The organism is Thioalkalivibrio thiocyanoxidans ARh2 (assembly GCF_000385215.1).
Lineage (GTDB): Bacteria > Pseudomonadota > Gammaproteobacteria > Ectothiorhodospirales > Ectothiorhodospiraceae > Thioalkalivibrio > Thioalkalivibrio thiocyanoxidans.
In genome coordinates, this window is the sequence record NZ_ARQK01000057.1 from 1 (window position 1) to 23,997 (window position 23,997).

Below are 23,997 nucleotides of genomic sequence, written 5' to 3' on the forward strand. Positions count from 1 at the left end.
CCCGCTGCACGACGCGCCTTGTCTCGGAAAACCTGGGGTGCCAACGCGAGTGTGTACATGGATTAGTGTTTCCTTAAAGGCCCGACACACCGGTTCGGTCAGGGCATTAGCGCTCAATGTAGTTCGAATTGGGGGAAATGGGCATAGGACGAAAGGACGAAATTTGTGCAGATTTTTCATCATTGTCCCGCCATCCAGGTTGTGCCTAAGCTCGCAATACCGTGGCTGCCCAGGCGCAAAAGGTACTGACCTGGTGAGACGCCCTGCCACTCAAACCGCTGCACGGAAGAGCCCTCACTCATGCATGCACTCCCCTCATCGGAAGAGATTCGCCTCGGGGTTATCGGACTGGGTTATGTCGGCCTGCCGCTGGCGGTCGAGTTCGGCCGGGTATGGCCGACCCTGGGATTCGACATCCAGCCCGGCCGCATCCAGGACCTGAAGAACGGCGTCGACCGCACCCGCGAGGTCGAGCCGGAAGATCTCGCTGCCGCGACGCACCTGGACTACACCACGGAGCTCGAGGCGCTGCGCCCGTGCAATGTCTTCGTGGTGACCGTGCCGACACCGATCGATGCCCACCGCCGACCGGACCTGCGCCCCCTGCTCGGGGCTACCCATACCGTGGGGCAGGTGCTCAAGCGGGGCGACGTGGTGATCTACGAGTCGACGGTCTATCCGGGGGCGACGGAAGAAGACTGCGTCCCGATCCTGGAACGGGAGTCCGGGCTGACCCACAACGAGGATTTCTTCACCGGCTACAGTCCCGAGCGGATCAATCCCGGGGACAAGGCGCACCGGGTCACCTCCATCAAGAAGGTCACCTCGGGTTCGCTGCCGAAGGTGGCGGACTTCGTCGACGCCCTGTATGCGCGCGTCATCACCGCCGGCACGCACAAGGCCGAGAGCATCCGTGTCGCCGAGGCCGCCAAGGTGATCGAGAACACCCAGCGCGACGTGAACATCGCCCTGATCAACGAGCTGGCGCTGCTGTTCGAGCGCCTGGAACTCGATACCGAGGCGGTCCTGCAGGCCGCCGGGACCAAGTGGAACTTCCTGCCGTTCCGGCCCGGGCTGGTGGGCGGGCACTGCATTGGGGTGGACCCGTACTACCTGACACACAAGGCCCAGGCCGTCGGGCACCACCCGGAGATGATCCTGGCCGGGCGCCGCGTGAATGACGCAATGGGGGCCCACATCGCGGATGCGACCATCCGTGCACTGGTGCGCAAGGGGATCAATCCGGTGGGGGCACGCATCCTGCTGATGGGCCTGACCTTCAAGGAGAACTGCCCGGACCTGCGCAACACGCGCGTGATGGACATCTACCATACGCTGCGCGGATACAACACCGAGGTCGTGGTGTTTGACCCCTGGGTCGACCCGGAAGAGGCCGAACACGAATACGGGATTACGCCGATCACCGCGCGCCCCGAGGCGGATTCGTTCGACGCCATCATCGTGGCGGTACCCCACCAGGCGTTCCTGGACATGGGGGTGGATACGATCCGCGCCCTCGCGCACCCGCAAGCGGTTCTGTTCGACGTGAAATCGGTCTTCCCGCGCGAGGCCAGCGACCTGCGCCTGTGAAGGCCTCCAGGCGGCTGGCGAGCGATCGCGCCTAGCGGCAGGGTTTGCAGTCGAGGGCCGCAGGGCCGACCCCTTCGCGCCGCCCCGGGTTGGACTCGCGATCGCCTGCATAGGCCCCGTAGCGGGGGGCGCTGCGATCGCGGTCGTTGTAGTCGCGATCCAGATCGGGAGGAAGCGGACTTTGGAATTCGGGCAGCCCCTCATACGCCAGCGTCCCTTCCAGCGGAAACAGATCGAGTTCCGCGAGGGCCGCGTGCGGCTGCGCCAGGTAGGCCGAAGCCCGTTCGAAGCCGGCCTCGTGGTTGATTTCCGTTTGCGCCGTGCGCGCGGCATCGATCGCCGGGTCGGCGAAGACCGCGTTACCGGTAATGAGCTGTTCATAGCGCCGATCGCCCGGTATCAGCCGTATCCCGAATCCCCGCGCCACCACGGTGTTGTGGACGATCAGGACATCCTTCGGGATGTGGTTGTGTGGCTGCACGACCAGGGCACTGCCGGCGTCGTTGAAGAACAGGTTGTTGTACATGGCCAGGCGACCCTCGCCCTGAAAGAGGCGCTGGTGGGGGTTCTGGTAGAAGAGGTTGCCGTAGATCCAGTACCAGTCGTGCTGCCCGGGACCCTCGGGCGGGAAGTGCCCGACCAGCAGGTTGGGACGCGCACGATGGCCGCTGCTCGCGCGCTCCGCCTTGCTGAACACGTTGTGGCGGATGATGGTGGCATGGGGTTCGGTCGGCATCCCCGCGCGCGAGGCTCGCGGACGCTGGTGCTTGATCTGCATGTTGTAGCCCAGGGTACGGCCAATGAAGTTGTGCTCGATCAGGCCCGCGACAAACGGCCCCGTACCATCCGGCCGACCGAGATACATGCCGGTGCCGGCATCGCGAATATCGTTGTGGCGAATGGTCCAGTTCCAGGCAGGCGCACGGGTGGTGATGCCGCTGTTGCCCTGCGAACGGTCGTAGCCGCGGATGGTCAGGTGCTCCAGCGTGATGTCGTGGGCGTATTCACTGTCGTGCTCGACCACGACCCCGGCGATGTTGTGCCCGTCACCCTCCAGGGTCAGGTGCCGGATCACCAGGTGCGCGGCATTGATCAGGCGAATGGTATTGCTGCCCGCCCGACCACGGAGGATGGCCGGGTCTCCCGAATCCGGGCCGGTGATCACGATTGGCCGCTCGGCCGTCCCGCTAACCCCACGCAGCACCAGCGGCTCCGGGTATTCGCCCGGGGCGAGCTGAAGATGATCGCCCGGGCGCAGCTGGCGCACGGCACGGTGCAAACCCTCCGGGTCGGTATGCAGGACGCGGGTGGCCGCAGCGGGTGGCTCCGAGGCCCCGCCTGGCCGCGGCGTGTCGGCACTCGCCGGCAGCACGGCCAGCACCACCAAGCCCGCCAGCGCCCATGCCCGGGACGCAAGCGAGTGGACCATTGACCGCCCTGCTGTCATCACCGCACTCCCCGCCCGGGCCCTGCGAAAACAGGCCGCCCTGCGGCGCTTGGCGGGGCCATACTCCGGTATATGCCCCCTTGTCAGGTTAGACCATGTGCGAGCGCGGCAACCCATGAGACGCATCCGCGAACCACTGGCCTTTCGGACCTGTGTCATCGGGGCGTGGCTGTCCCTGGGGTTTGCCCTCTATCTGACGTTGCTGCCGTTCGAGTTCGGCGAGATGGGTCTGGAGGAGGCGTGGTCACTCTACCGCGAGATGAGCCTGCAGGGTCCCGGCACCAGCGGGCGCGCCCAGTTCATGGCCAATGCCATGATGTTCATACCGCTGGGCTTTTTCTGGATGGCCTGGCTCACCTATGGTCGCGATGGCCTTGTATGGCACCTGGGGGCCCTCGCCCTGGTCGCCCTTCTGGGGCTGGCTACCACGGCAACGGTGGAATTCCTGCAAATCTGGCTGCCCTATCGCTATCCGGCTGGGGCGGACATCGCGGGCAATTTCCTCGGGGCGGTGGTCGGGGCCCTGATGTGGTGGGGGCTGCGCCGACCGCTGCTCCGCTGGCGGGGCCAGCTCGCGGGGCCGAACCGTGCGATCGGGCCGGCCGTGCTGATCGCCTATGCGGTCCTGTACGTCGCGATTGGCCTGGCCCCGTTCGATCTGGTCCTGTCCAGCGCCGAGTGGAGTCAGCGCCTCGACTCCGACACCTGGGGCCTGTGGGTCGCAGCCGGGGCCTGTACGTCCGGTCTTCGCTGTATCTCCGAACTGGGCCTGACACTGGTGGCCAGTGTGCCCGTCGGGATCCTGCTCGCGTACGGACTCAGGCGGCGCCCGTCCGCGAACTGGGCCGTGCTGGTAACCCTGGCCGCCCTCCTGGCCATCCTGCTGGAGGCCCTGAATCTCGCCACGCTCTCGGGAATTGCAGAAGGCCGATCGGCAGTGCTGCGGGGCGCCGGATTTGTCACAGGAATGCTCCTGTACGAGTACCTCTCGCCGCCGCAGCTCATGCAGACCCTGCGGCGTGCCGCGATCCCGCTCCTGGTCGTTGCGACGCCACTCTACGGGGTCGCGCTGCTCGCCCTGAACCACGACCTGGGCCCCTACCAGTGGGACCGGGCGGCCATCTCGGCGCAGTGGGCCCAACTCAATCTCTGGCCGTTCTACTACCACTACTTCGTCGGCGAAACCGTGGCCCTGCGCAGTGCGGCGCTGCATGTGGCCATGTATCTGCCGCTGGGCGCGCTGGTATGGCTGGCCCAGGTCCGGCGCCCGCTGCATCCGCGGCAGTTGCAGTGGCTTGCCGCCCTCGGCGGGCTGCTCGCGGCACTGCTGATGGAAGGCGGCAAGCTGCTGGTCGTGGGGCTGCGGCCCGACCCGGCCAGCCTGGTCCTGGCCACAGCGGCCGCCTGGGGCATGGCGGCCGCACTGCACTTCCTGACGCGCATCGCCACCGAAACCAGTGCTACGAGCCAAGCCCGGGTCCGGCCGCCCGGTTCAGCGCCCGGAACGCCCGGGCGGTCTACAGTCAACAGCGAACGACTCAGGCGGGAACACGAACGTGACGAACTCCAGTTTTGAGCAGCGCTGGCGCCAGCGCTTTACCCAGCGCGGCAGCCAGTGCGACGACGATGCGGCGATCGCGGGCTGGACGCCCACCGGGCTGGCCAGCCGGGTACGCCAGTTCCAGTCGTTCTGGCAACAGAGCCGACCCCCCGGCGCGCAATGGCTGGATATCGGCTGCGGGGCCGGCACTTACACCCGACTGCTTCAGGCGGAAGGCCGCAGCCCGATCGGGCTGGACTACTCCGCCCCGTCACTGCACAAGGCGCGACGGCGCAGCCCCGCCGCGATCGACTGGCTGGCGGCGGATGTCCACCGCCTGCCGTTCGCCGATGGCGAGTTCGATGGCGTGCTCTGCTTCGGGGTGATGCAGGCGCTGGCCGACTCGCGCCCGGCTCTTGCGGAGATGCATCGCGTGCTGCGCCCCGGCGGCGAGATCTGGGTGGATGCGCTGAACGCCAGGACATGGCCCACCGTGCTGCAGGAGCGTCGACGGGTCCGTGCCGGGAAGGCACCCCATCTGCGCTACGAGACCCCCGACTCGCTGCAGGCGGGGGCGCGCACGGTCGGCCTGCAGCCACTGGCGTGCTACTGGCTGCCCCTGGTCCCGGGCCGGCTGCGCTGGCTCCAGGGCCCGGCCGAGAGCCGCTGGGCCAGGGCCATTTGGCAGGCATCGCCATGGACCGCGGAGCGGTTGTGTCACTCGTTCATTCTGCGTGCACGCAAAGGGTGAGTGTAAAAGGGGGTGACACTCCTGCGTGGCCTTGGGCGTGCCGGCATCGGCGAACGGCTACCAGTGTCAGCGCCTTTTACACATCCTTCGCAGCAACGACCCTGATGGACCCCTTGGTATTAGAAAAAGCCTTCCAAACAGTGGATTACACCGCTGCTGATTTGGGGTATAGATATTGCTCTGTGTTTTGGTTGTCGTCGCGAATACGTGCGGCTACACAAATTCAGCGACCGAATGCGAAATCCCGGGTGACCCGGACTAGGATCAAGCCAGGAGGCCTGGACAGCCCGCGTCTCCCTGCACGCGATACCGCTCCAACCAAGGCCCGGTCCCGATCATTCTGGAGGGACACGATGGAACAAAACGACAACCAGGACTCGAGCCGGCGCCAGGAGGGGCTGGGTACACACGGCCACAATCGACGTCGCCTTAGCCGGGCGATGCTCGGGGCAACCCCCCTGCTGATGACCCTGCATGCCTCGCCGCTGAAGGCGGCCGGTGCGAACTGCATGCCCTCGGGCTGGGCGTCCGGCAATGTGTCGCGCCACGATGGGCCCCAGGACTGCGGCGGCCACTCTCCCGACTACTGGAGCGGGGGCTACGACCCGACGCACGCGAGTCTTTCACTCAATGACAGTGGCCAGGGCCGCGGCGGGGGCCAGCTGTTCAACAGCGCCTCCTTCCACAGCCATCCGGAATGGCGGCTGGCGGTGGAGTCCGGCGTCCTGTTCGATTCGAACTACGGCTTCCCGGGCGTAAGCCGGGGCTTCCAGGAAGAGGACGGGGACCTCACCATGATCGGGGCCGTCTCCGCTTCGGTGTTCGTACTGGATGTGCAGGGGGCAGCCGAGCGCGAAGTGATCCGTTATGGCACCGCCGCATTATTGAATGCCAAGTACACCACCGGGTACCCGCTGTCCGAACGTCTGGTGCGGGACATCGTCACTGACACCCTGGAGCATGGCCACTACGAGACCGATGGCGGCGACCGCCTGTACCCCGAGCAGGTGTATCGGTTCCTGGAGAACACCATGGGCCTCCCGAGCTGGGGGTCCGCCTGAGCCATTCATTCCGTAATGGCCGCCGTAATAGCCGGAATCCAGGGGGAACGATATGTCGCGCCGCAGGTGGCAACGGACTGACGGGCTGCAACAGCGCACCCTGGGGCAGGAGTGCGTGGTGTTTCACCCCGGGGCCGGCACAACCCACTTGCTGACACCCGCGGCCGCCGCGCTAATGGACGGCCTGGCCGAGGGCGTGGCGATGGACGAGGCCGCGCTGGCCCGGCACCTGGGCCTGTCGGAGGAGGACGGGGAGGCCGAACTGAGGCGCTGGCTGTCCAGCCTGCAAAGCGCCGACCTGATCCAGGAACGCCCCTGATGCGTATCGCGGATCTGGGACAGACCCGGCTCCAGTGCAGCCTGGCGGGCCGTGGCCTTTATCTGCGCACGGGCCCCTTCACCAGCCGCATCCAGAGTCCCATTGCCAGCGTGGCCCGAAGCATCGAGTCGCTGTACCGGGACTTCGAGGTAGCCGACAGCCAGGGCTTTTACGACTTTCACTGCGAGCTACGTGCACCACGTTCCCACCGTCGCTTCTATCGGCCCCAGGTCCTGTTTCTCTCCGACCGTCGTAGCGTCTTCAAGCCCCTGGCCTACCACCAGGCCTATCCGATGCTCGAGTGGGGACTGAACTGGTGCATCGCCAACCAGGTGCCGCATCGACTGGTACTGCACGCGGCCGCCCTCGAACGCGACGGGAAGGCCCTGATCCTGCCCGCCCCGCCGGGCTCCGGGAAAAGCACCCTCTGCGCGGCCCTGGCCCATCACGGATGGCGCCTGCTGACGGATGAATCCGTCCTGGTGGATCTGGCCACCAGCGAGGTCTCCGGGCCCGCCCGGCCGGTGAGCCTGAAAAACGACTCGATCCGCGTGATCCGCGACGCCTGCCCCTCGGCTGTCCTGAGCACGCCGATCGCGGACACGCTGAAGGGCGCCGTGGCGCACATGCGCCCGCCGACGGATGCCGTGCGCCGCGGTCACGAGACCGCCCGGCCCGGGTGGATCGTGTTCCCGCGCTACCAGCCAGGAGCCCCCACCCGGCTGAAACCGCGCACGGCGGGTTCCGGGTTCATGCAGCTGATCGCCAATGCCTTCAATTACGCTGCCCTCGGGGCACGGGGCTTTCACAGCGCCGGACGACTGGTCGAACAGTCGGCATGCTTCGACTTTTCCTACAGCCGTCTGGACGAGGCCATAGAGCAGTTCGACAGGCTGGCCGATGGACGCTGACACCGCACTGCATCTGGCACTGGCACGGCCGGAGAGCATGGCCGAGCGCTCGGCGGCCGAGTGGGCCCCGCTGCTGGCGGCCGCGCGCGAGAGCGCGCTGCTGGGTACGCTCTGGCACCTCGCGGACGACGCGGGCCTTGCCGAAGACCTGCCGGAACCGGTGGCCAGCCACCTCTGGGGGGCAGCCCTGATCGCCGAGCATCGGTCACAGGCGCTGGTCTGGGAGCTGCACCGTCTGGCAGAAGGATTGCTCTCACGGATGAGCCCGGGTGTCGCGCTGAAAGGCGCGGCCTACCTGGCCGCCGGGCTGCCGAATGCGCGTGGGCGGCTGGCCAACGACATCGATCTGCTCTTTCCCCGCAGCGAAGTGGAACGAGCCGAGAAGCTCCTGTTCTTCGAGGGCTGGTCGGGCACGCATCACAACGTCTACGACCAGCGCTACTACCGCGAGTGGATGCACGAACTGCCGCCACTGGTGCACCAGCACCGGGGCACCACGCTGGACCTGCACCACAACATCCTGCCGGAAACGTTTCGCGGGCATCCCGACCCCGCGCGCCTGCGGCAGCAAAGCCAGGCACTCCCGGAACCCTTCCGCTTCCGGGTCCTGTGTCCGGCGCACCTGGTACTCCACGCGATCGTGCATCTGTTTTCGGAGACGGAATGGGACCGGGGCCTGCGCGACCTGTACGACATCCATGTGCTGCTCGACCACTTCGGTGCCCGTGACGGCGATGCCTTCTGGGAGCACTTCGTCGCGGAGGCCGAGGCCCTGAACATTGCCTGGATGGCGGAACGCGCGCTGTGGACCGCGAACCGACTACTGCTGACCGAGATTCCTCCCGAGCCCGTGAAACGGCTGGCCCGGGCACGCGCGGGCATTGCACTGCGGGGACTTGGCCGCTGGTCATTCGTGCACGGGCTGCATACGCGTGCCGGCTCGATCACCCCCCGCCGCGATGCGGTCGCGCGGGGCATGCTGTTTCTGCGCGGGCACTGGCTCAAGATGCCGGCCGGCCTGCTGGCCCGGCACCTGTTCCACAAGGCCTTCCTCGCCGAAAAACCGGAGACGGCCACGGCCCAGCCGCAGCCGGATCAGCACGGTTAGGGAGTCGCAACGCCGTGCGAATGCGAGCGCGCGATTGAATCAGCCTCTCCCTAACCATCCGGCTGCGAGCGGTACTGTTCCAGCAGGGGACGAATGCGGTCCGAGGGGATGGCGTAGGTAATGCCACTGGGGTTGCGTACGGCGGCTTCCCTTCCACCCTGGACGTAGACCTGATTGATCACCCCGATCACCTCGCCAGTGTCCTTGCGGTACAGGGGGCTGCCGCTGTTGCCCGGATAGGCCGTCGCATCCAGCTGGAAGACCATCGGCGGGGCGTTGCGCAGGGCCCGTATCCGGCTGTCATCCAGCTCCGAGGAATGCCGGGCCGGGATCGCCATCGGGGTCATCGCCGAGATCCCTGCGCGATGGGTGGCCGGATACAGCCCCAGGATCATGCCGATCGGGTAGCCGGTGAAGGCAACCTCCTCCCCGACCCTTGCCCGGCTGGAATTGCCAAGCGTCAGCGCGGGAAGGGAGGGTGGCGCAATGTGCAGCAGGACCAGGTCATCGCTCGCGGCGCGTGCCACGACCTCGGCATGATGGATGGTGTTGTCCCGGCCCTGGCCGCTGACCACCACCAGTCGTTCCCGGTTGTCCTGGTCCAGATCCCCCGGCAGGACATGGTCGTTGGTGACCACCAGTCGGCCATCGTCGATCACGAAGCCGGTCCCGAGATACTGGGCGCGTGGGCTGCGGGTCGGCTGATAGGTCGCGATACTCACCACCGAGGCCTTCACCCGCTCGGCCGTGTCGGGCAGCGGATCGGCGAGCGCCTGGCCCGGCGCAATCACCAGGGCAAGCAGCACAAGCGGTGTCGCTATCCAGAGCGGGACCCGCTGGCGCTTGCAGTGAACGACCGCTCGAAGGCCCCCATGAAGGTGTCCCCATGCCCACATGCCGCGTCCTCCACCCCCATTGCCAACCCCTTAAAGAATAGCGCGCAGCAAGCAGCCCGCAGCCCCTTCCGGGCATGCAATAACTCGCACGGTCGGCGGCAAAAAGGAGGGCCATACTCAGCCCCGGCAAGGCGGTCAGTCGAAGACGATGGTCTTGTTGCCGTGGGTGAGAACGCGGCCCTCGAGGTGATAGCGCAGACCACGGGCGAGGACCCAGCGCTCGACGTCGCGGCCCTTGCGGATCAGGTCCTGCACGCCGTCGTCGTGGCGGATGCGGGTGACGTCCTGCTCGATGATGGGGCCGGCGTCCAGTTCGTCGGTCACGTAGTGACAGGTCGCTCCGATCAGCTTGACCCCGCGGGCGAAGGCCTGGTGATAGGGGCGGGCCCCGACGAACGAGGGCAGGAAGCTGTGATGGATGTTGAGGATACGCTCGGGGTACTCGGCACAAAGCCCCGGCGGGAGGATCTGCATGTAGCGGGCGAGCACGATGGTCTCCGGTGCCAGTGCGGCCAGGCGTTCCTGGAGCGTGGCGAACGCGGCCTCGCGATGATCCTTCGGCACCGGGATGTGCTCGAACGGGATGCCGTGGCAGGCCGCCAGCGGCTCCAGGTCGCGGTGGTTGGAGAGGATCGCGGGGATCTCCATCGCCAGCTCGCCTGTGCTCCAGCGGGCCAGCAGATCGCTGAGGCAGTGCGGCTCGCGCGAGGCCAGGAGCACGACGCGTGGGCGGGTGTCGGCATTGCTGAGCCACCAGTCCATGCGCAGCTCGGGCGCCAGAGAGGCCAGTCGCTGCTCGAGCAGGGCCTCGCCATCGGCAGGCAGCGAGAACACCCAGCGCATGAAGAACCAGCCCGCCTCTTCGTCGGTGTGCTGGGCGGCCTCGGTGATCCATCCGTCGGTATCGGCAATGGCGGTCGCGATGCGCGAGACGATCCCGTGCTGGTCCGGGCAGCGAATGCTGAGGCGAAAGCGGGGGCGTTCAATCATCTGCGTCTCGGGATCACAAAGGGTAGCGGGGTGCAGCAGTGCCGAGCATAGCCGATCCGGCACTGGGGCCACATGCGGAAATCGCTACGGCTCGGCGTGCCTTCGTGGGCTTCGTGGGGCCAATAGCGGCACCGGAAAGAAACGGGGCCGGTCAGGCGGATTCGCGGCGCAGGGTGGAAGGAATGGAGAAGGTGATGGTCTCTTCGCGGCCGGACAGTTCGGAGACGGCCTCAACACCCTGGGCGCGCAGGAAGTCCAGCACCTCGTTGACGAGGATCTCGGGTGCGGAGGCGCCGGCGGTCACGCCGATGCGCTGTTTGCCCTTCAGCCAGGCCGGATCAACGTCGGCCGCGCCGTCCACCAGGTAGGATTCGACACCCAGGCGGGCGCCGATCTCGCTCAGGCGATTGGAGTTGGAGCTGTTCTTCGAGCCGACGACCAGCAGCAGGTCGCACTGTTGCGCCAGGTCCTTCACGGCATCCTGCCGATTCTGGGTCGCGTAGCAGATGTCCATCTTCCGCGGGCCCTCGATCTTCGGGAAGCGCGCGGTCAGGGCATCGATGATCTCGGCGGTGTCGTCCATCGACAGCGTGGTCTGGCTGACGAAGGCCAGGCGGTCGGGGTTGGCGACCTCGAGACCGGCGACATCATTCACGGTCTCGACCAGCATCATGCGCCCGCCCTGGCTGTCATCGAACTGGCCCAGCGTCCCCTCGACCTCCGGGTGGCCGGCGTGGCCGATCAGCACTACCTCGCGGCCCTCGCGAGCATAGCGCGCGACCTCGAGGTGGACCTTGGTTACCAGCGGGCAGGTCGCGTCGAACACGGTCAGGCCGCGGTCTTCCGCCTCCTGCTGGACGCGCTTGGGCACGCCATGGGCGGAGAAAATCACCACCTGGCCGTCGGGGACCTCGTTCAGCTCCTCGACAAACTTCACGCCCGCCGCTTCCAGGCGCCCGACCACGTGGCGGTTGTGCACGACCTCGTGGCGGACATAGAGCGGGGCACCGTAGATCTCCAGCGCACGCTCGACGATCTCGATGGCGCGCTCGACCCCGGCGCAGAAACCGCGCGGATTGGCGAGCTGGACCTGCATACTCATGTTGGCTCCTGCCAGGGAAACAAGAGGTTTCCCTATGGTTCGCTAACCGATACCACGTCCACCTCGAAAGTGAACGACTGCCCGGCCAGGGGGTGGTTGAAGTCCACGGTGACGCTCTCGTCGCCGACCTCTTCGATGCGGCCCGGGACCGCATCACCCGACGGGCTGGTGAACTCGTAAATGTAGTCTTTCTCCAGCGGCATGTCCGCCGGAAACTGTGACCGGGGCATCGTCTGTACCGCCGCGTTGTCCCGCAACGGGAACATGGCCCCGGCCTCGATCGCAAATTCCCGGTGATCGCCGGGTTCCAGACCCACCAGAAGGTCCTCCAGCCCGGGCAGGATCTCGCCCGCCCCGACCTCGAGGCGGATGGTCTCCTCGTCGGTGCCATCCACGACAAAGCCGTTGTCCAGGATCAGGCGGTAGTGCATCTCCACCGTCGCGCCCTTGGTTACCGTTGTCATGCCTTACTCCCGCGAATCCGTTGGTGACCCGTTGCTGCGGTCACCTTCAACAAAGGTGGCCACGATCAGGGTGATCGCGCCGACGACGATGGCCATGTCGGCCACATTGAACGCCGGCCAGTGATAGCCGGCCCAGTGGAAGTCGAGAAAATCGATCACCCGACCATGAGCGATGCGGTCGATCAGGTTGCCGACCGCGCCGCCCAGCACCAGCCCCAGCGCAGTAACCGACCAGCGCGCCTGGCGCGGCAGCCGCGCCAGCCACCAGAGGATCAGCAGCCCGATCACCACCGCCACGCCGGACAGGAACCAGCGCCCCCAGTCCCCGGCGCCGGCCAGGAAGCTGAACGCGGCCCCCGGGTTGTAGACCAGGGAGAGATTGAAGAACGAGGTCACCTCCACCGGCGCGTACAGGGTCAGGGCATTCTCCGCCCACCACTTGGTGACCTGATCCAGCAGCGCAACCGCGACCGCAATCAGCAGCCCCGGTCGCAGACCCGATTGCGCCAGCCGCATCAGGCGAAGCGCCGGGTCTCGCCCGGGCCCTCCACGTTGGTTACACAGCGCCCGCACAACTCGGGGTGGGCGTCATGCTGGCCGACGTCCGGCCGGCGGTGCCAGCAGCGTACGCACTTGGCGTGTTCGCTCTTGTGGACGACCACGCCAATCGCGGTGCCATCCTCCAGCTCGGCGGTATGCGCACCCTCGGGGGCGGCCCCGTCCACCAGCCGGGCCTCGGAGGTGATCAGCACAAAGCGCAGTTCGTCCTCCAGACGCGCGAGGCGCCCATGGGCGGCGGAACCCGCCGGCAGGTAGACCTCGATCTCGGCATTCAGCGAGGCCCCGATGCCGTGTTCGTTGCGCGCAATCTCCAGCGCGCGGGCGACATGCGTGCGCACCTCGAGGATGCCGTCCCAGTCCGCGCTGGAGAACTCGGCACCCTCCGGCAATGGGGCGAGGCCCTCGTACCAGGTGGCGAACAGCACGCTATCCGGACGCTCGCCCGGCAGCAGCTGCCAGATCTCCTCGGCGGTAAAGGTGAGGATCGGGGCGACCCAGCGGGTCAGGGCCTCGGCCACGTGGTACAGCGCGGTCTGTGCGGAGCGCCGCGCGCGCGAGTCCGCCTGCGTGGTGTACTGGCGGTCCTTGATCACGTCCAGATAGAACGAGCCCAGCTCCACCGAGCAGAAGTTGTGCACGCGCTGGTAGATCTGGTGGAACAGGTAATCGTCGTAGGCCTTCGTCACCTGCTCCTGCACCTGCAGGGCGCGCGCGACGATCCAGCGATCGAGCGGCAGTAGCTCGTCCAGCTCCAGCGCATGCTCGGCCGGATCGAAGCCGTTCAGGTTGCCCAGCAGGAAACGCGTGGTGTTGCGGATGCGGCGGTAGGCGTCGGCCGTGCGGTCGAGGATGCCCTGGGAGATCGCCATCTCGCCGGAAAAGTCGGTCGCGGCCACCCACAGGCGCAGGATATCCGCGCCCAGGGTAGAGACGACCTCCTGCGGCGCGACCACGTTGCCGCGCGACTTGGACATCTTCTCGCCCTTCTCGTCCACGGTGAAGCCGTGCGTAAGCACCGCCCGGTACGGGGCTTCGCCGCGCATCGCGACACTGGTCAGCAGGCTCGACTGGAACCAGCCGCGGTGTTGATCCGAGCCCTCCAGGAACAGGTCCACCGGCAGCCCGCCCAGTTCCGGGCGCTTCTCCACCACCGTGCTGTGCAGCACACCGGAGTCGAACCAGACATCCAGGGTGTCGTTCAGCTTGATGTAGTCATCGGCCTTGTCACCCAGCAGCTCCTTCGGGTCGAGCTGGAACCAGGCCTCGATGCCCGCCTGCTCGATGCGCTGCGCCACCAGCTCGGTCAGTTCCGGGGTATGCGGGTGGAGCCGTCCGGTCTCGCGGTGAACGAAAAACGGGATCGGCACACCCCAGTTGCGCTGGCGCGAGATGCACCAGTCCGGGCGGTTGACCACCATGCCGTGGATGCGGGCCTCGCCCCAGTTCGGCATCCACCGGGTATCGGCGATCGCCTTCAGCGCATCCGCGCGCAGCTCGGCGCGCTCCATGCTGATGAACCACTGCGGGGTGGCGCGAAAGATGATCGGCGTCTTGTGCCGCCAGCAGTGCGGATAGCTGTGCTCGAACTTCACCGCCACGACCAGTGCGCCGCGCTCCTTCAGCACGTCGATCACATGGCCGTTCGCCTGGTGCACGTTCTCGCCGGCAAACAGCGGCGTGTCCGGCAGGAAGCGGCCGTCCGGGCCGACCGGGTTGTGCACGGGCAGGCTGTACTTCAGGCCGACCGCGTAGTCCTCCTGGCCATGCCCGGGAGCGGTGTGCACCGCACCCGTACCCGTCTCGGTGGTCACGTGATCGCCCAGGATCAGCGGCACCTCGCGCTCAAGGAAGGGATGCTGCAGCGTCAGCCCCTCCAGGGCCTGACCCTTGACCCGCGCGACGACGGCCCCCTCGCCCAGCGAGTAGCGCGCCAGGCAGTCCTCGACCAGGGCCTCGGCCAGCAACAGGCGCTCGTTGTCCAGCTGCACCAAGGCGTAGTCCAGCTCCGGGTGCAGGGCCACGGCCTGGTTGGCCGGCAGCGTCCAGGGCGTGGTGGTCCAGATGACCACGCTGATCGGGCCGCGCGAGTCCTTGGCCCCCTCGAAGCGACGCAGGAAGTCGATGTCGTCGACCACGCGGAAGCGCACGTCGATCGCCTGCGAGATCTTGTCCTCGTACTCCACCTCGGCCTCGGCCAGCGCCGAGCCGCAGTCCACGCACCAGTGCACCGGCTTCTCGCCCATCTGCACATGGCCGCGCTTGAAGATATGACCCAGCGCGCGGACGGTGTCCGCCTCGACCTGATAGTTCATCGTCAGGTAGGGGTGGTCCCAGTCGCCCAGCACGCCGAGACGCTGGAAGTCCGCGCTCTGGCCGTCGACCTGCTCCTGCGCGTACTCGCGGCAGGCCTTGCGGAAGGTCGCGGCATCCACGTCGCGGCCGGCCTTGCCCAGGTTCTGCTCGACCTTCAGCTCGATCGGCAGGCCGTGGCAGTCCCAGCCCGGCACGTAGGGGGCGTCGAAGCCCGACAGGGTACGACTCTTGACGATGATGTCCTTGAGGACCTTGTTGACCGCGTGCCCGACATGGATCGAACCATTCGCGTAGGGCGGACCATCGGCCAGCACGAAGCGGGGGCGCCCGGCACAGTGCTCGCGCAGGCGGTGGTAGCGATCCTCCGCCTTCCACGCCTCCAGCCACTCCGGCTCGCGCTGGGCGAGGCCGGCGCGCATCGGAAAGGCCGTCTCGGGCAGGTTCAGGGTGTCCTTGTAGGGATTCGGCGGTGCCGGTTTGCGTGCCATGTCTTTTCCGGATCGGCCCTCGGGGCCGCGTTTCAGCTGAATTCTGCAATTTGCTGGCGGGCGGTCTCGACGTCGCGCGCGATCTGCGCGCGCAGGGCGTCCAGGCCGTCGAAGCGCTGCTCGCCGCGCACCCGCGCGATCGGCTCGAAGCACACGGCCTCGCCGTAGAGATCGGGGCTGCCTTCGAGCACATGCGCCTCCAGGCGCTGCTCGGTACCCGCCACCGTGGGCCGCCAGCCGATATTGGCAACCGCCGGCAGGGCCTCGCCCGAGGCGCGACGCAGCCAGCCGGAGAAGACCCCGCGCAACGCCAGTGGCCAGGGCCCCATGCGCAGATTCGCGGTAGGGAAGCCGATCGTACGGCCGCGCTTGTCGCCATGCGCGACCCGCCCGTGCAGCCGGTAGGGCCGCCCCAGCAGCTCGGCCATGCGCGTAAAATCGCCGTCCAGCGCCGCCGCGCGTACCCGGGTGCTACTGATCCGGCCCTCGGCATCCGCGACCGTCGGGGTGCCCTCGACACTGAAGCCAAGGCGCTCGCCCTCGCGGCGCATGAAGGCCTGGTCGCCCTCGCGGCCACGGCCAAAGCGAAAGTCGTCCCCGACCAGCACATGCTGCGCGCCGAGACGCTGGTGCAGCACCTCCTCGATGAAGGCGGTCGCCGACAGGCCCGCCAGTTGCGCATCGAAGCGCAGGATCCAGACGGCCTCGAGCGCGGTATCCCCCAGCGTGATCAGGCGGTCCCGCAGGCGCTGCAGGCGCCCGGGCGGGTCCGGGGCCTCGGGTCGGCTGCCGAAGTACTCGCGCGGCAGCGGCTCGAAGGTCATCAGGACCGACGGCGCCTGGCGATCCTGCGCCGCCTCGAGCAGGCGCCCCAGAACAGCCTGATGGCCACGATGCAGACCATCAAAGTTGCCAATGGTCACCACCGCGCCATGCACGGCCGCTGCCGTGGAAGCCCTGCTGTCGGACGGCCCCAGGCCGCGAATCAGCCGCATCGCCCCGATCCCGCGCAAAACGGCAAGTATAACCCGTCAGGGAAACAATGATTAAGGTACACACTCGCGCTCGAGTCGCTTTTGCGTGCGAACAAGGCGCGGTGACTGCCGTGCAGTCATTCTGCACAAGGGAACCGCAACGCCGTGCGCACGCCCGTTTTTGATAACAACGGGAGGCCGAGCCCCTTCGGGGTTGGCACCCCAGGTTCCCCGATCCTGCGTTGCGGCCCGAATCCGTCAAAAACGGGCCGGTAGAACCACTACCGGCTGCGCACCGCGCCTGGTCTCGGGAAACCTGGGGTACCAACGCGAGTGTGTACCTTAACCATTGTTTCCCTAAGCGCCCCGGCATCATTCGCTGGCCTCCCGCAGCAGGAAGTGCCGGGGCCGGAGCCCTGCGGCCAGCAGTGTCAGGATCAGCGCACCGGCCCCGGCCGTAATCAGGCCGGCCAGCGCGAACAGGCGCGTGCTGACCGTCCAGTCGGTCCACTGCCCGAACGACGGCGACAGCACGGCCAGCACCAGGACCATCACCCCGAGCGCGACCGGCAGCCCTGCACGCAGGCGTTTCAGCGCGGGCCCCGGTTGATAGATCCCCTCGCGGATCAGCCCGCGATAGAGCAGACCCGCGTTGATATAGGCGGAGGCCGAGGTGGCCAGCGCCAGGCCCGCGTGCGCGCCCGGGATGCCGGACAGATACCAGGGCAGCACGAACGCCGCGTTCAGCACGATATTGGCCAGCATCGCGATGATCGCGATCTTCACCGGGGTCTTGGTGTCCTGGCGGGCGAAGAACCCCGGGGCGAGCACCTTGATCAGGATGAAGCCCGGCAGGCCCAGTGCGTAGGCGGCCAGCGCCATCGCGGCCATGTAGGTATCCCACTGGGTGAAGGCCTGGTACTGAATCAGCGTGGCAAGGATCGGGACGGCGAGCACGATCAGGCCGACCATCGAGGGCAGGGCTACCAGCATCGCCAGACGCAGCGCCCAGTCCAGCGTGCGCCCGAATGCGGCCGGATCCGCCTGGTTGTACTGCCGCGCGAGGCGCGGAAGGATCACGGTGCCGATCGCGATCCCGAACAGGGCCAGCGGCAGCTCCACGAAGCGGTCGCCAAAATACAGCCAGGAGATCGACCCGGCCACCAGAAACGAGGCCACCAGGGTGTCCACCAGCAGGTTGATCTGCACGACCGAGGTCCCGAGGATCGCGGGCAGCATCAGCTTGACGATGCGCCGCACCCCCTCGTGTGCCCGGCGAAACCGCGGCCGCGGCAGCAGCCCCGCGCGCAACAGGAACGGGATCTGGAAGGCGAGCTGCAAGGCGCCCGCGATGAACACGCCCCAGGCCAGCGCGACGATCGGCTCCGCGAACATCGGCGCCAGCCACAGCGCCGCGACGATCAATGCCAGGTTCAGGAACACCGGGGTAAAGGCGGGGACGGCAAAGCGCCCGATGCTGTTCAGGATCCCCGCAGCCATCGCGGTCAGCGAGATGAACAGCAGGTACGGGAAGGTGATGCGCAGCATCTGCGCCGCGAGATCCTGACGCCCCTCCTCCTGCGTGGCGAGCCCGGGCGCGAACACCCAGATCAGCAGCGGCGCGGCCAGGATCCCGATCAGCGTGACCACCGCGACCACGGCCATCAGCGTGCCGGCGGTGTGGTCCAGCAGGTCGCGCAGGGCCTCGCGCCCGCGCTTCTCGCGAAACTCCGCGAACACCGGCACGAAGGCCTGGTTGAACGCGCCCTCGGCGAACAGCCGGCGCAGGAAATTGGGAATGCGGAAGGCGACGAAGAAGGCGTCGGTCGCAGCCCCGGCGCCAAAGGTGACCGCCAGCACCATGTCGCGCAGGTAGCCCATGACCCGCGAGATCATGGTCATGCCACTGACAACGGCGGTGGAGCGGAACAGGCGGTTCATCGCGGGCGGCGCGGATCCATGCACAAAGGCCCGCAGTGTACTGCAATCGAATACGCCCGGCCGTGCACAGCTTCCAGAGGGGCGCGCACAGTCATGTCGGCGCGTCGAAGGGCCGAACCGCTGACAGAAACGCAGACACAAAAAAGGCCGCCCGGAGGCGACCTTTCTCGGACGACCCGCGAGGGGCCGTCAGCCTTGGGAAGCGCGCCTTACAGGGCGGTCACTTCACCGGCGGCCAGGCCCTTGGCGGTTTCCTGGATTTCGAAGGAGACCTTCTGGCCTTCGGCCAGGGTCTTGAAACCCGAACCGGTGATCGCGGAGAAGTGGACGAACACGTCCTTGCCGCCATCATCCGGGGTGATGAAACCGAAACCCTTGCTCTCGTTGAACCACTTAACAACACCAGTATTCACAACTTGTAACCTCTTCAATGTAACTAACAAATGTGGTCGCGGGATGCTGCCAACAGATCAACGGGAGCACTGGTTCAGAAACTAGAAACTTCCTAGTGTTGCCGTTCATCCGCAGACCACGATCACGACTATACGCCTGCATTCCGGCAAAAGCCAACCGCCTTCCGAGAAACTTTCGTGACAATCAGGGGGTTCGGCTGGAATACCTCCTGCATCGACGCTAGTCGAGCTGCCGGATGTCCACAAAACTCCCCCGCGTCGTCCGACGCAGGCGCGGAAGTACTGCCAGCACAGCCTCGGCGGCCTTCTCCGGCGTCGGCATGGCCTCGGTTCCCCGTGCGGCCTTTAGCCGCTGCAGCACGGGGAAGGCCTCGCGGTCGGCCTCCTCGCACAAGTAGTCCTGCATCGCGGTATCGATCAGGCCCGGTGCCAGGGCGTTGATCGCGGTCTCCTCCGGGAACTCGTGGGCATAGAGCTGCATCATCATGTTCAGCGCCGCCTTGGACAGCGAGTAGCCGCTCCAGCCGGCATGACCGGATACCGAGGCCCCGGACGAGATCGCGACGATCTGCCCGACGCGCACGTCGCGGCGCAGCAGCGCGTCCAGGATGACCTTGTTGGCGAAGGTGTTCACATCCATCAGCAGGCGCAGTTCGTCCATCGGCGCGTCCTGCATGCGCTGCATCTGGCCCAGCAGCCCCGCGTTCAGGACCACCAGGTCCAGCTCGTCGACTCCATCGAGCAGGCGTTCCATCGCCGCGCCGGTGGCACCGAAGTCGGACAGGTCGACGCGTTCGTCGCCCGCCACACCGGGCTCCGGACAGCCACGCCGGCTCATCCCGTATACGCGCGAACCCTGCCCCTGCAGCACGCGCGTCAGCCCCAGACCGAAACCGCTGGAATTGCCTGTCACCAGTGCCGCCCGAATGACACCATCGCTCATGTAATCTCTCCTCCCGGAATGGGTTCAGCGGCAGGCTAACCGGAACCCATTTCAGTCGCCACACGAGCCGTCGCGGGACCACCGTATTGTCATGCCGCCCCCGAACCCACCGGGGGCCGTCAAGTGCAGTACCCTCCTGGTCGACGCATGCATGTCGCCCCACCGCAAACCGGGTATCCGACAAGGACCAGAATGAGACCAGCGGAGGACAGATCCACCCCAGCCTGGCGGCAATTGCTGGCCCACCCGCAGTCGAAAGCGGCGCGCGAGCGTGCGGCCGCCTGGCTTGCGCGGATGCCCAGCGGGACACAGCCTCTCTGGGTGGGCCGCGGGGCACCCTCGGATGTGCCGAAGGCAAACCCCGCACAGGTCGCTCACTGGCTTGGGCGCGAGGCCGACGCGATCGTGTTCGAGGCCCCCTGGCCCCTTCCCGCAGACGCGCTGGCCATCGTTAGCGGCCTGTTGCGGGGGGGCGGGGTGCTCCTCCTGCTGGTCGGGACGCCCGGCACCGGGGCTTTTGGCAGGCGCTGGACGAAGGCACTGCGGCAGGCGCCTGTTCAATGGGTGGGCGAGGATATTCTGGAGTGGCCAGCCCCTTCCGCAACCGGGAATGCCACCTGGTCCTGGACGCAGGACCAGCGGCGCGGTCTCCAGGCGCTGAAGCAGCTGGCCCCGGGGGAGTGCGGTGCGCTGATCGCCGACCGTGGACGCGGAAAGTCGACCCTGCTCGGCGAATGGATCGCCGAACAACGAGATGCCGGTGCAAAGGTCCTCGTTACCGCCCCGAATGCAGGCGCCGTTCGTGCGCTCTTCCGCCAGCTGGAGCACCACCCGGGGGCCCCTGTACCTTTCTGCGCCCCCGACCAGCTGAAGACCCTCGCCACCCCACCAGACACGCTGGTCATCGACGAGGCGGCCGCACTGCCGGTCGATCGCCTGGTGCGTCTGGCACGCCACGCCCGACGCCTGGTGCTGTCGACGACCACCGGGGGCTTCGAAGGCAGCGGCCAGGGGTTTCGCCTGCGCGCGCTCCCAGCCCTGCAACGCTCGGGGTTCCGGGTTCGGGATATTGGCCTGGCTCAGCCGGTACGCTGGGCAAGCGGCGATCCGCTGGAAGCCTGGCTGGACAGCCTGTTTCTGATGCGTGCCGAGAGTCGCACCCCTGCCCCACAAGCACTGCAATTCGACTGGCTTTGTGGCCACGAGCTGGCTTGTGACGAGCGCCGGCTCGAAGACCTGGCCGGCCTGCTTGCCGATGCCCACTATCGCACACGTCCGTCGGATCTCGCGCGCTGGCTGGAGGACGCTCGCGTACACCTGATGCTGCTCACCGGCACGCGTGACAACACCCTGTTTGGGGTAGCCCTGGCACAGGAAGAGGGTGGTCTGACGCCCCAGCTCGCGGAAGCGGTGTGGGCCGGCGAGCGCCGCCCCCAGGGGCATTTCCTGCCCTGCACCCTGGCTGCGCGCGGCGAGTTCGAGCTGGCCAGTCGAACCTGGTGGCGGATCCAGCGTCTCGCCGTACATCCCGCCTGGCAAGGGAGGGGCCTTGGTAGCCGACTGCTGCGAGCAGTCGAGGAGCGCGCTGCGCATTGCGGCATCCCGCTGGTTGGTACGAGCTTCGGACTGCAATCGGCACTGGTACGGTTCTGGGCGCAGGCGGGCTGGCAGCCCGTTCGGGTCGGGGAGCGACCCGACCCTGCCAGTGGCGAGGTCTCGGTCATACTGGCGAAAGCGATGGCTCAGGACATCGTCACCGCCGTGGATGCGGCCACGGCGTCCTTCGCCCGCGACTGGCGCGACACCGGCGCAGAGTACCTGGGCGATCCAACGGGACGTCGACGCCAGGCCCTTGAAGCCATGCTGCCGCCCAATGGCGCTTCGCCAGCGGCGAATCATGCCCATGACATAGAAGAGATTCGGGCCTTTGCGCAACGGCAACGGCCACTGGAATGGGCGCTGCCGGCCTTGCTGCGGCAGCTGGAGGCGGCCCCGCCGGTCGATCCGGAAGGCCGCCTGCTGGCAGCGAGCCTGGCGGCGCCCGTCGACTGGACGTGGCTGGCCCGCGAGCTCGGGGTGTCCGGGCGACGCGGCGTCACCCGCAGGCTGCGCCGCGCCGCCGGGGCCTGGCTGGAGGCCCGCGGGCTGTAGCGTCCCGTCTTACAGGCGGAACTGGGCCAGGGCCTGCTGGATCTCGCGTTCGACCTGCTTGAGCTCGTCGGACGCGGCACTGACCCGGTCGGCGGTGTTGGCCGACTGGTCGGCCCCGTCGGAGATCTGCACGATGTTGCGGTTGATGTCCTCGACCACGGTGCTCTGCTGACGCGCGGCGACCGCGATCTGGTCGGTCATCTCCACGATCGTGGTCACCGACTGCTGGATCTGCTGCAGGGCCCCGTTCACCTCGGCGGTGTGCTCCATGGTGGTCTCGGCCTCGTCCTGACCATGCTGCATGGCCTTCACCGCACTGCCGGTGGCGGTCTGCAGGCGCGAGATCATGCTTTCGATCTCGTCGGTGGACTCCTGCGTCCGGGTCGCCAGCTTGCGCACCTCGTCGGCGACCACCGCGAACCCGCGGCCATGTTCACCGGCCCGGGCGGCCTCGATGGCCGCGTTCAGCGCCAGCAGGTTGGTCTGCTCGGCCACGCCGCGGATGACCTCGAGGATGGTACCGATCTGCTTGGAGTCCTCGCCCAGCTTGGCCACGGTACCGGCAGCCTGTTCGACCGTGCCCAGCAGGGAGGCCATGGACTCGATGTTCTTCTCCATCACCTCGGCGCCGTTGTTCACCGCCCCGCTGGCCTCCTGGCCGGCCTGGGAGGTGGCGTCGGTGTTGCGCGCGATCTCCTCGGCACTGCTTTGCAGCTCGTTGATCGCGGTGGCGACGCGCTCGGTCTCGTCGCGCTGACCCGAGACGGCCTCGCGGGCCTGGTAGGCCTCCTGGTTCAGGTTCTCGGTCGCACGGTTCAGGGTCTCGGTCCCACTGCGGGCATTGCCCACGGCCTGCGCGATCTTGTCGGTGAAGCGGTTGAACGCACGCCCCAGCTGGGCGGTCTCCAGCAGGCCGTTCTCGTCCAGCCGACGGCTGAGGTCGCCATCGCCATCGGCAATCTCCTCCAGCGCCTCGGTCGAGTGAGCCAGTGCACGGCGTACCACCAGGATGATGAACACCGCGGCGGCCACACCCAGGACCACGCCGATCAGCGCCAGCACGCCCTGAGTCATCTGGGTGTTGCGCATGGTCGCGGTCAGCTCGCCGGCGGAACGCTCGGCCCGGTCGGTGATCCGCTCGGACAGCTGTTGCAGCTCGGTGCGCGCCTCCAGGATCACCGGGCCGACCTCGGTGCGGATCAGGAAAGCATCCTGCAGGGCTTCCTCGCTGCCGTGGATACGTACGATCTCCTGGATCGCACTGTCCAGTGTTTCCAGCTCTCCCTCGAAGTCCTCGACCGCGATCTGCTGCTCGAAATCCAGCTCGTCGTACTGCTCCATCAGCCGCGCCAGCACGTCATGGGTCTGGCCGAGATAAAGGCGCAGGTTCTGCTCGAAGGAGTCGTCACGAAACGCGATGAAGCCGCGCAGGTTCGAGGTGATCTGCAGGAGGTTGGTGCGCAGGCTGTAGAAGTCGCCAAGGCGATCGAACGAGCGCTCGAAGCGGGCCCGCGCCATCTCCTCGTCGATCATGGTGCTGGTCAGCTGGGTCATCTGCATGGTCGCGGGGTTGGCGCGCGAGTTCGCAACACCCTGGGCCGGCATGTTCTCGGCCACATCCTCCGCGATCTCGATCAGGCGCTCACGGTGATCGGCGAACCCATCGATGTTCGCCCGCACCTGCTCCGCGGAGCCACTCAGCTCGTCCGAGGCCTGCACCACCGGGTCATTGATCAGTGCATCCATGGCGACATCCAGGTCATCCATGGTGGCCAGCCAGGCGTCGCGGTGCTCGTCCTCTTCGCTCATCAGGTAGAACCCGAGAAAGGCGGCACTCTCCTGCAGTAACTGCTCCACCTCGTTGACACGCGCCACCGCCGGATAGTCCGACTGCGTGAGTTCGGCCACGCCCTGCCCGCCCACGTTCAGGGCGCGCAGTGCCAGTAGCGAGTTGATGATCAGGATCGCGACGACCAGCCCGAAGCCGGCGATCAGCAGCCCCCGAATGGAGAGTTTGTCCAGCATGATGTTGAC

The 23,997-nt window shown here is 67.2% G+C and carries 20 protein-coding genes; 8 read left to right on the forward strand and 12 right to left on the reverse strand.

Annotated features, from left to right (window positions below; all coding sequences use genetic code 11):
* Nucleotides 1-300 precede the first annotated feature (300 nt).
* Nucleotides 301-1,590 carry a Vi polysaccharide biosynthesis UDP-N-acetylglucosamine C-6 dehydrogenase TviB gene (tviB, locus tag G372_RS0110035; RefSeq protein ID WP_019623902.1) on the forward strand — a complete coding sequence of 430 codons (1,290 nt, stop codon included), beginning with the start codon at nt 301-303 and terminating at the stop codon, nt 1,588-1,590.
* A 31-nt stretch (nt 1,591-1,621) separates the two neighbouring features.
* On the opposite strand, the gene G372_RS0110040 is transcribed toward tviB, so the two are convergent.
* Entirely contained in the window at nt 1,622-3,019 is a 1,398-nt protein-coding gene (locus G372_RS0110040; protein ID WP_020008856.1) for a right-handed parallel beta-helix repeat-containing protein, read from the reverse strand.
* A gap of 133 nt (nt 3,020-3,152) precedes the next feature.
* Between G372_RS0110040 and G372_RS0110045 the strand changes: the two genes are divergently transcribed.
* From G372_RS0110045 to G372_RS0110070, 6 genes are all read left to right on the forward strand, one after another.
* Nucleotides 3,153-4,613, forward strand: coding sequence for a VanZ family protein (locus G372_RS0110045; RefSeq protein WP_019623900.1), 1,461 nt, complete (start codon nt 3,153-3,155; stop codon nt 4,611-4,613).
* A complete protein-coding gene (locus G372_RS0110050; protein ID WP_018863370.1) occupies nt 4,594-5,328 on the forward strand; it encodes a class I SAM-dependent methyltransferase in 735 nt (244 codons plus the stop codon). Before G372_RS0110045 ends, G372_RS0110050 begins: the two co-directional genes overlap by 20 nt.
* A 353-nt stretch (nt 5,329-5,681) precedes the next feature.
* Nucleotides 5,682-6,389: a hypothetical protein gene (locus G372_RS0110055; protein ID WP_018863369.1), complete on the forward strand. Its 708-nt coding sequence runs from the start codon at nt 5,682-5,684 to the stop codon at nt 6,387-6,389.
* Between the two features lie 52 nt (nt 6,390-6,441).
* A complete protein-coding gene (locus tag G372_RS0110060; protein ID WP_019623899.1) occupies nt 6,442-6,708 on the forward strand; it encodes an HPr-rel-A system PqqD family peptide chaperone in 267 nt (88 codons plus the stop codon).
* Complete coding sequence (locus tag G372_RS0110065) at nt 6,708-7,619, forward strand: HprK-related kinase A (protein WP_019623898.1); 912 nt, start codon at nt 6,708-6,710, stop codon at nt 7,617-7,619. The genes G372_RS0110060 and G372_RS0110065 overlap by 1 nt, the downstream gene beginning before the upstream one ends.
* Nucleotides 7,609-8,727: a nucleotidyltransferase domain-containing protein gene (locus tag G372_RS0110070; protein ID WP_018863366.1), complete on the forward strand. Its 1,119-nt coding sequence runs from the start codon at nt 7,609-7,611 to the stop codon at nt 8,725-8,727. The genes G372_RS0110065 and G372_RS0110070 overlap by 11 nt, the downstream gene beginning before the upstream one ends.
* A gap of 50 nt (nt 8,728-8,777) precedes the next feature.
* Here the strand turns inward: G372_RS0110070 and G372_RS0110075 are convergent, their stop codons facing one another.
* From G372_RS0110075 to G372_RS0110120, 10 genes are all read right to left on the reverse strand, one after another.
* Nucleotides 8,778-9,548: a S1C family serine protease gene (locus G372_RS0110075; protein WP_026340344.1), complete on the reverse strand. Its 771-nt coding sequence runs from the start codon at nt 9,546-9,548 to the stop codon at nt 8,778-8,780.
* 210 nt (nt 9,549-9,758) lie between these two features.
* Nucleotides 9,759-10,613 (reverse strand): formyltetrahydrofolate deformylase, encoded by an 855-nt coding sequence (gene purU / locus G372_RS0110080; protein ID WP_019623896.1) that lies wholly within the window; start codon nt 10,611-10,613, stop codon nt 9,759-9,761.
* A 151-nt stretch (nt 10,614-10,764) separates the two neighbouring features.
* Nucleotides 10,765-11,715: a 4-hydroxy-3-methylbut-2-enyl diphosphate reductase gene (ispH, locus tag G372_RS0110085; protein ID WP_026340343.1), complete on the reverse strand. Its 951-nt coding sequence runs from the start codon at nt 11,713-11,715 to the stop codon at nt 10,765-10,767.
* 32 nt (nt 11,716-11,747) lie between these two features.
* Nucleotides 11,748-12,179 (reverse strand): FKBP-type peptidyl-prolyl cis-trans isomerase, encoded by a 432-nt coding sequence (locus tag G372_RS0110090; protein ID WP_018863362.1) that lies wholly within the window; start codon nt 12,177-12,179, stop codon nt 11,748-11,750.
* A 3-nt stretch (nt 12,180-12,182) separates the two neighbouring features.
* On the reverse strand, nt 12,183-12,695 hold the full coding sequence (gene lspA, locus G372_RS0110095) for a signal peptidase II (protein ID WP_019623894.1): 513 nt from the start codon (nt 12,693-12,695) through the stop codon (nt 12,183-12,185).
* Nucleotides 12,695-15,541 carry an isoleucine--tRNA ligase gene (ileS, locus tag G372_RS0110100; protein WP_019623893.1) on the reverse strand — a complete coding sequence of 949 codons (2,847 nt, stop codon included), beginning with the start codon at nt 15,539-15,541 and terminating at the stop codon, nt 12,695-12,697. The genes lspA and ileS overlap by 1 nt, the downstream gene beginning before the upstream one ends.
* A gap of 32 nt (nt 15,542-15,573) precedes the next feature.
* Nucleotides 15,574-16,536 carry a bifunctional riboflavin kinase/FAD synthetase gene (gene ribF / locus G372_RS0110105; RefSeq protein ID WP_019623892.1) on the reverse strand — a complete coding sequence of 321 codons (963 nt, stop codon included), beginning with the start codon at nt 16,534-16,536 and terminating at the stop codon, nt 15,574-15,576.
* 351 nt (nt 16,537-16,887) lie between these two features.
* A complete protein-coding gene (gene murJ / locus G372_RS0110110) occupies nt 16,888-18,456 on the reverse strand; it encodes a murein biosynthesis integral membrane protein MurJ (protein WP_018863358.1) in 1,569 nt (522 codons plus the stop codon).
* A gap of 209 nt (nt 18,457-18,665) precedes the next feature.
* Nucleotides 18,666-18,869, reverse strand: a complete 204-nt coding sequence (locus tag G372_RS0110115; RefSeq protein ID WP_018863357.1) for a cold-shock protein — start codon at nt 18,867-18,869, stop codon at nt 18,666-18,668.
* Between the two features lie 220 nt (nt 18,870-19,089).
* Nucleotides 19,090-19,812: an SDR family NAD(P)-dependent oxidoreductase gene (locus G372_RS0110120; protein ID WP_018863356.1), complete on the reverse strand. Its 723-nt coding sequence runs from the start codon at nt 19,810-19,812 to the stop codon at nt 19,090-19,092.
* Between the two features lie 192 nt (nt 19,813-20,004).
* Here G372_RS0110120 and G372_RS0110125 point away from each other — a divergent pair, with 192 nt between their 5' ends.
* Complete coding sequence (locus tag G372_RS0110125) at nt 20,005-21,963, forward strand: GNAT family N-acetyltransferase (RefSeq protein WP_051080813.1); 1,959 nt, start codon at nt 20,005-20,007, stop codon at nt 21,961-21,963.
* A gap of 9 nt (nt 21,964-21,972) precedes the next feature.
* Here the strand turns inward: G372_RS0110125 and G372_RS0110130 are convergent, their stop codons facing one another.
* A complete protein-coding gene (locus G372_RS0110130; protein WP_019623890.1) occupies nt 21,973-23,988 on the reverse strand; it encodes a HAMP domain-containing methyl-accepting chemotaxis protein in 2,016 nt (671 codons plus the stop codon).
* Nucleotides 23,989-23,997: the final 9 nt, after the last annotated feature.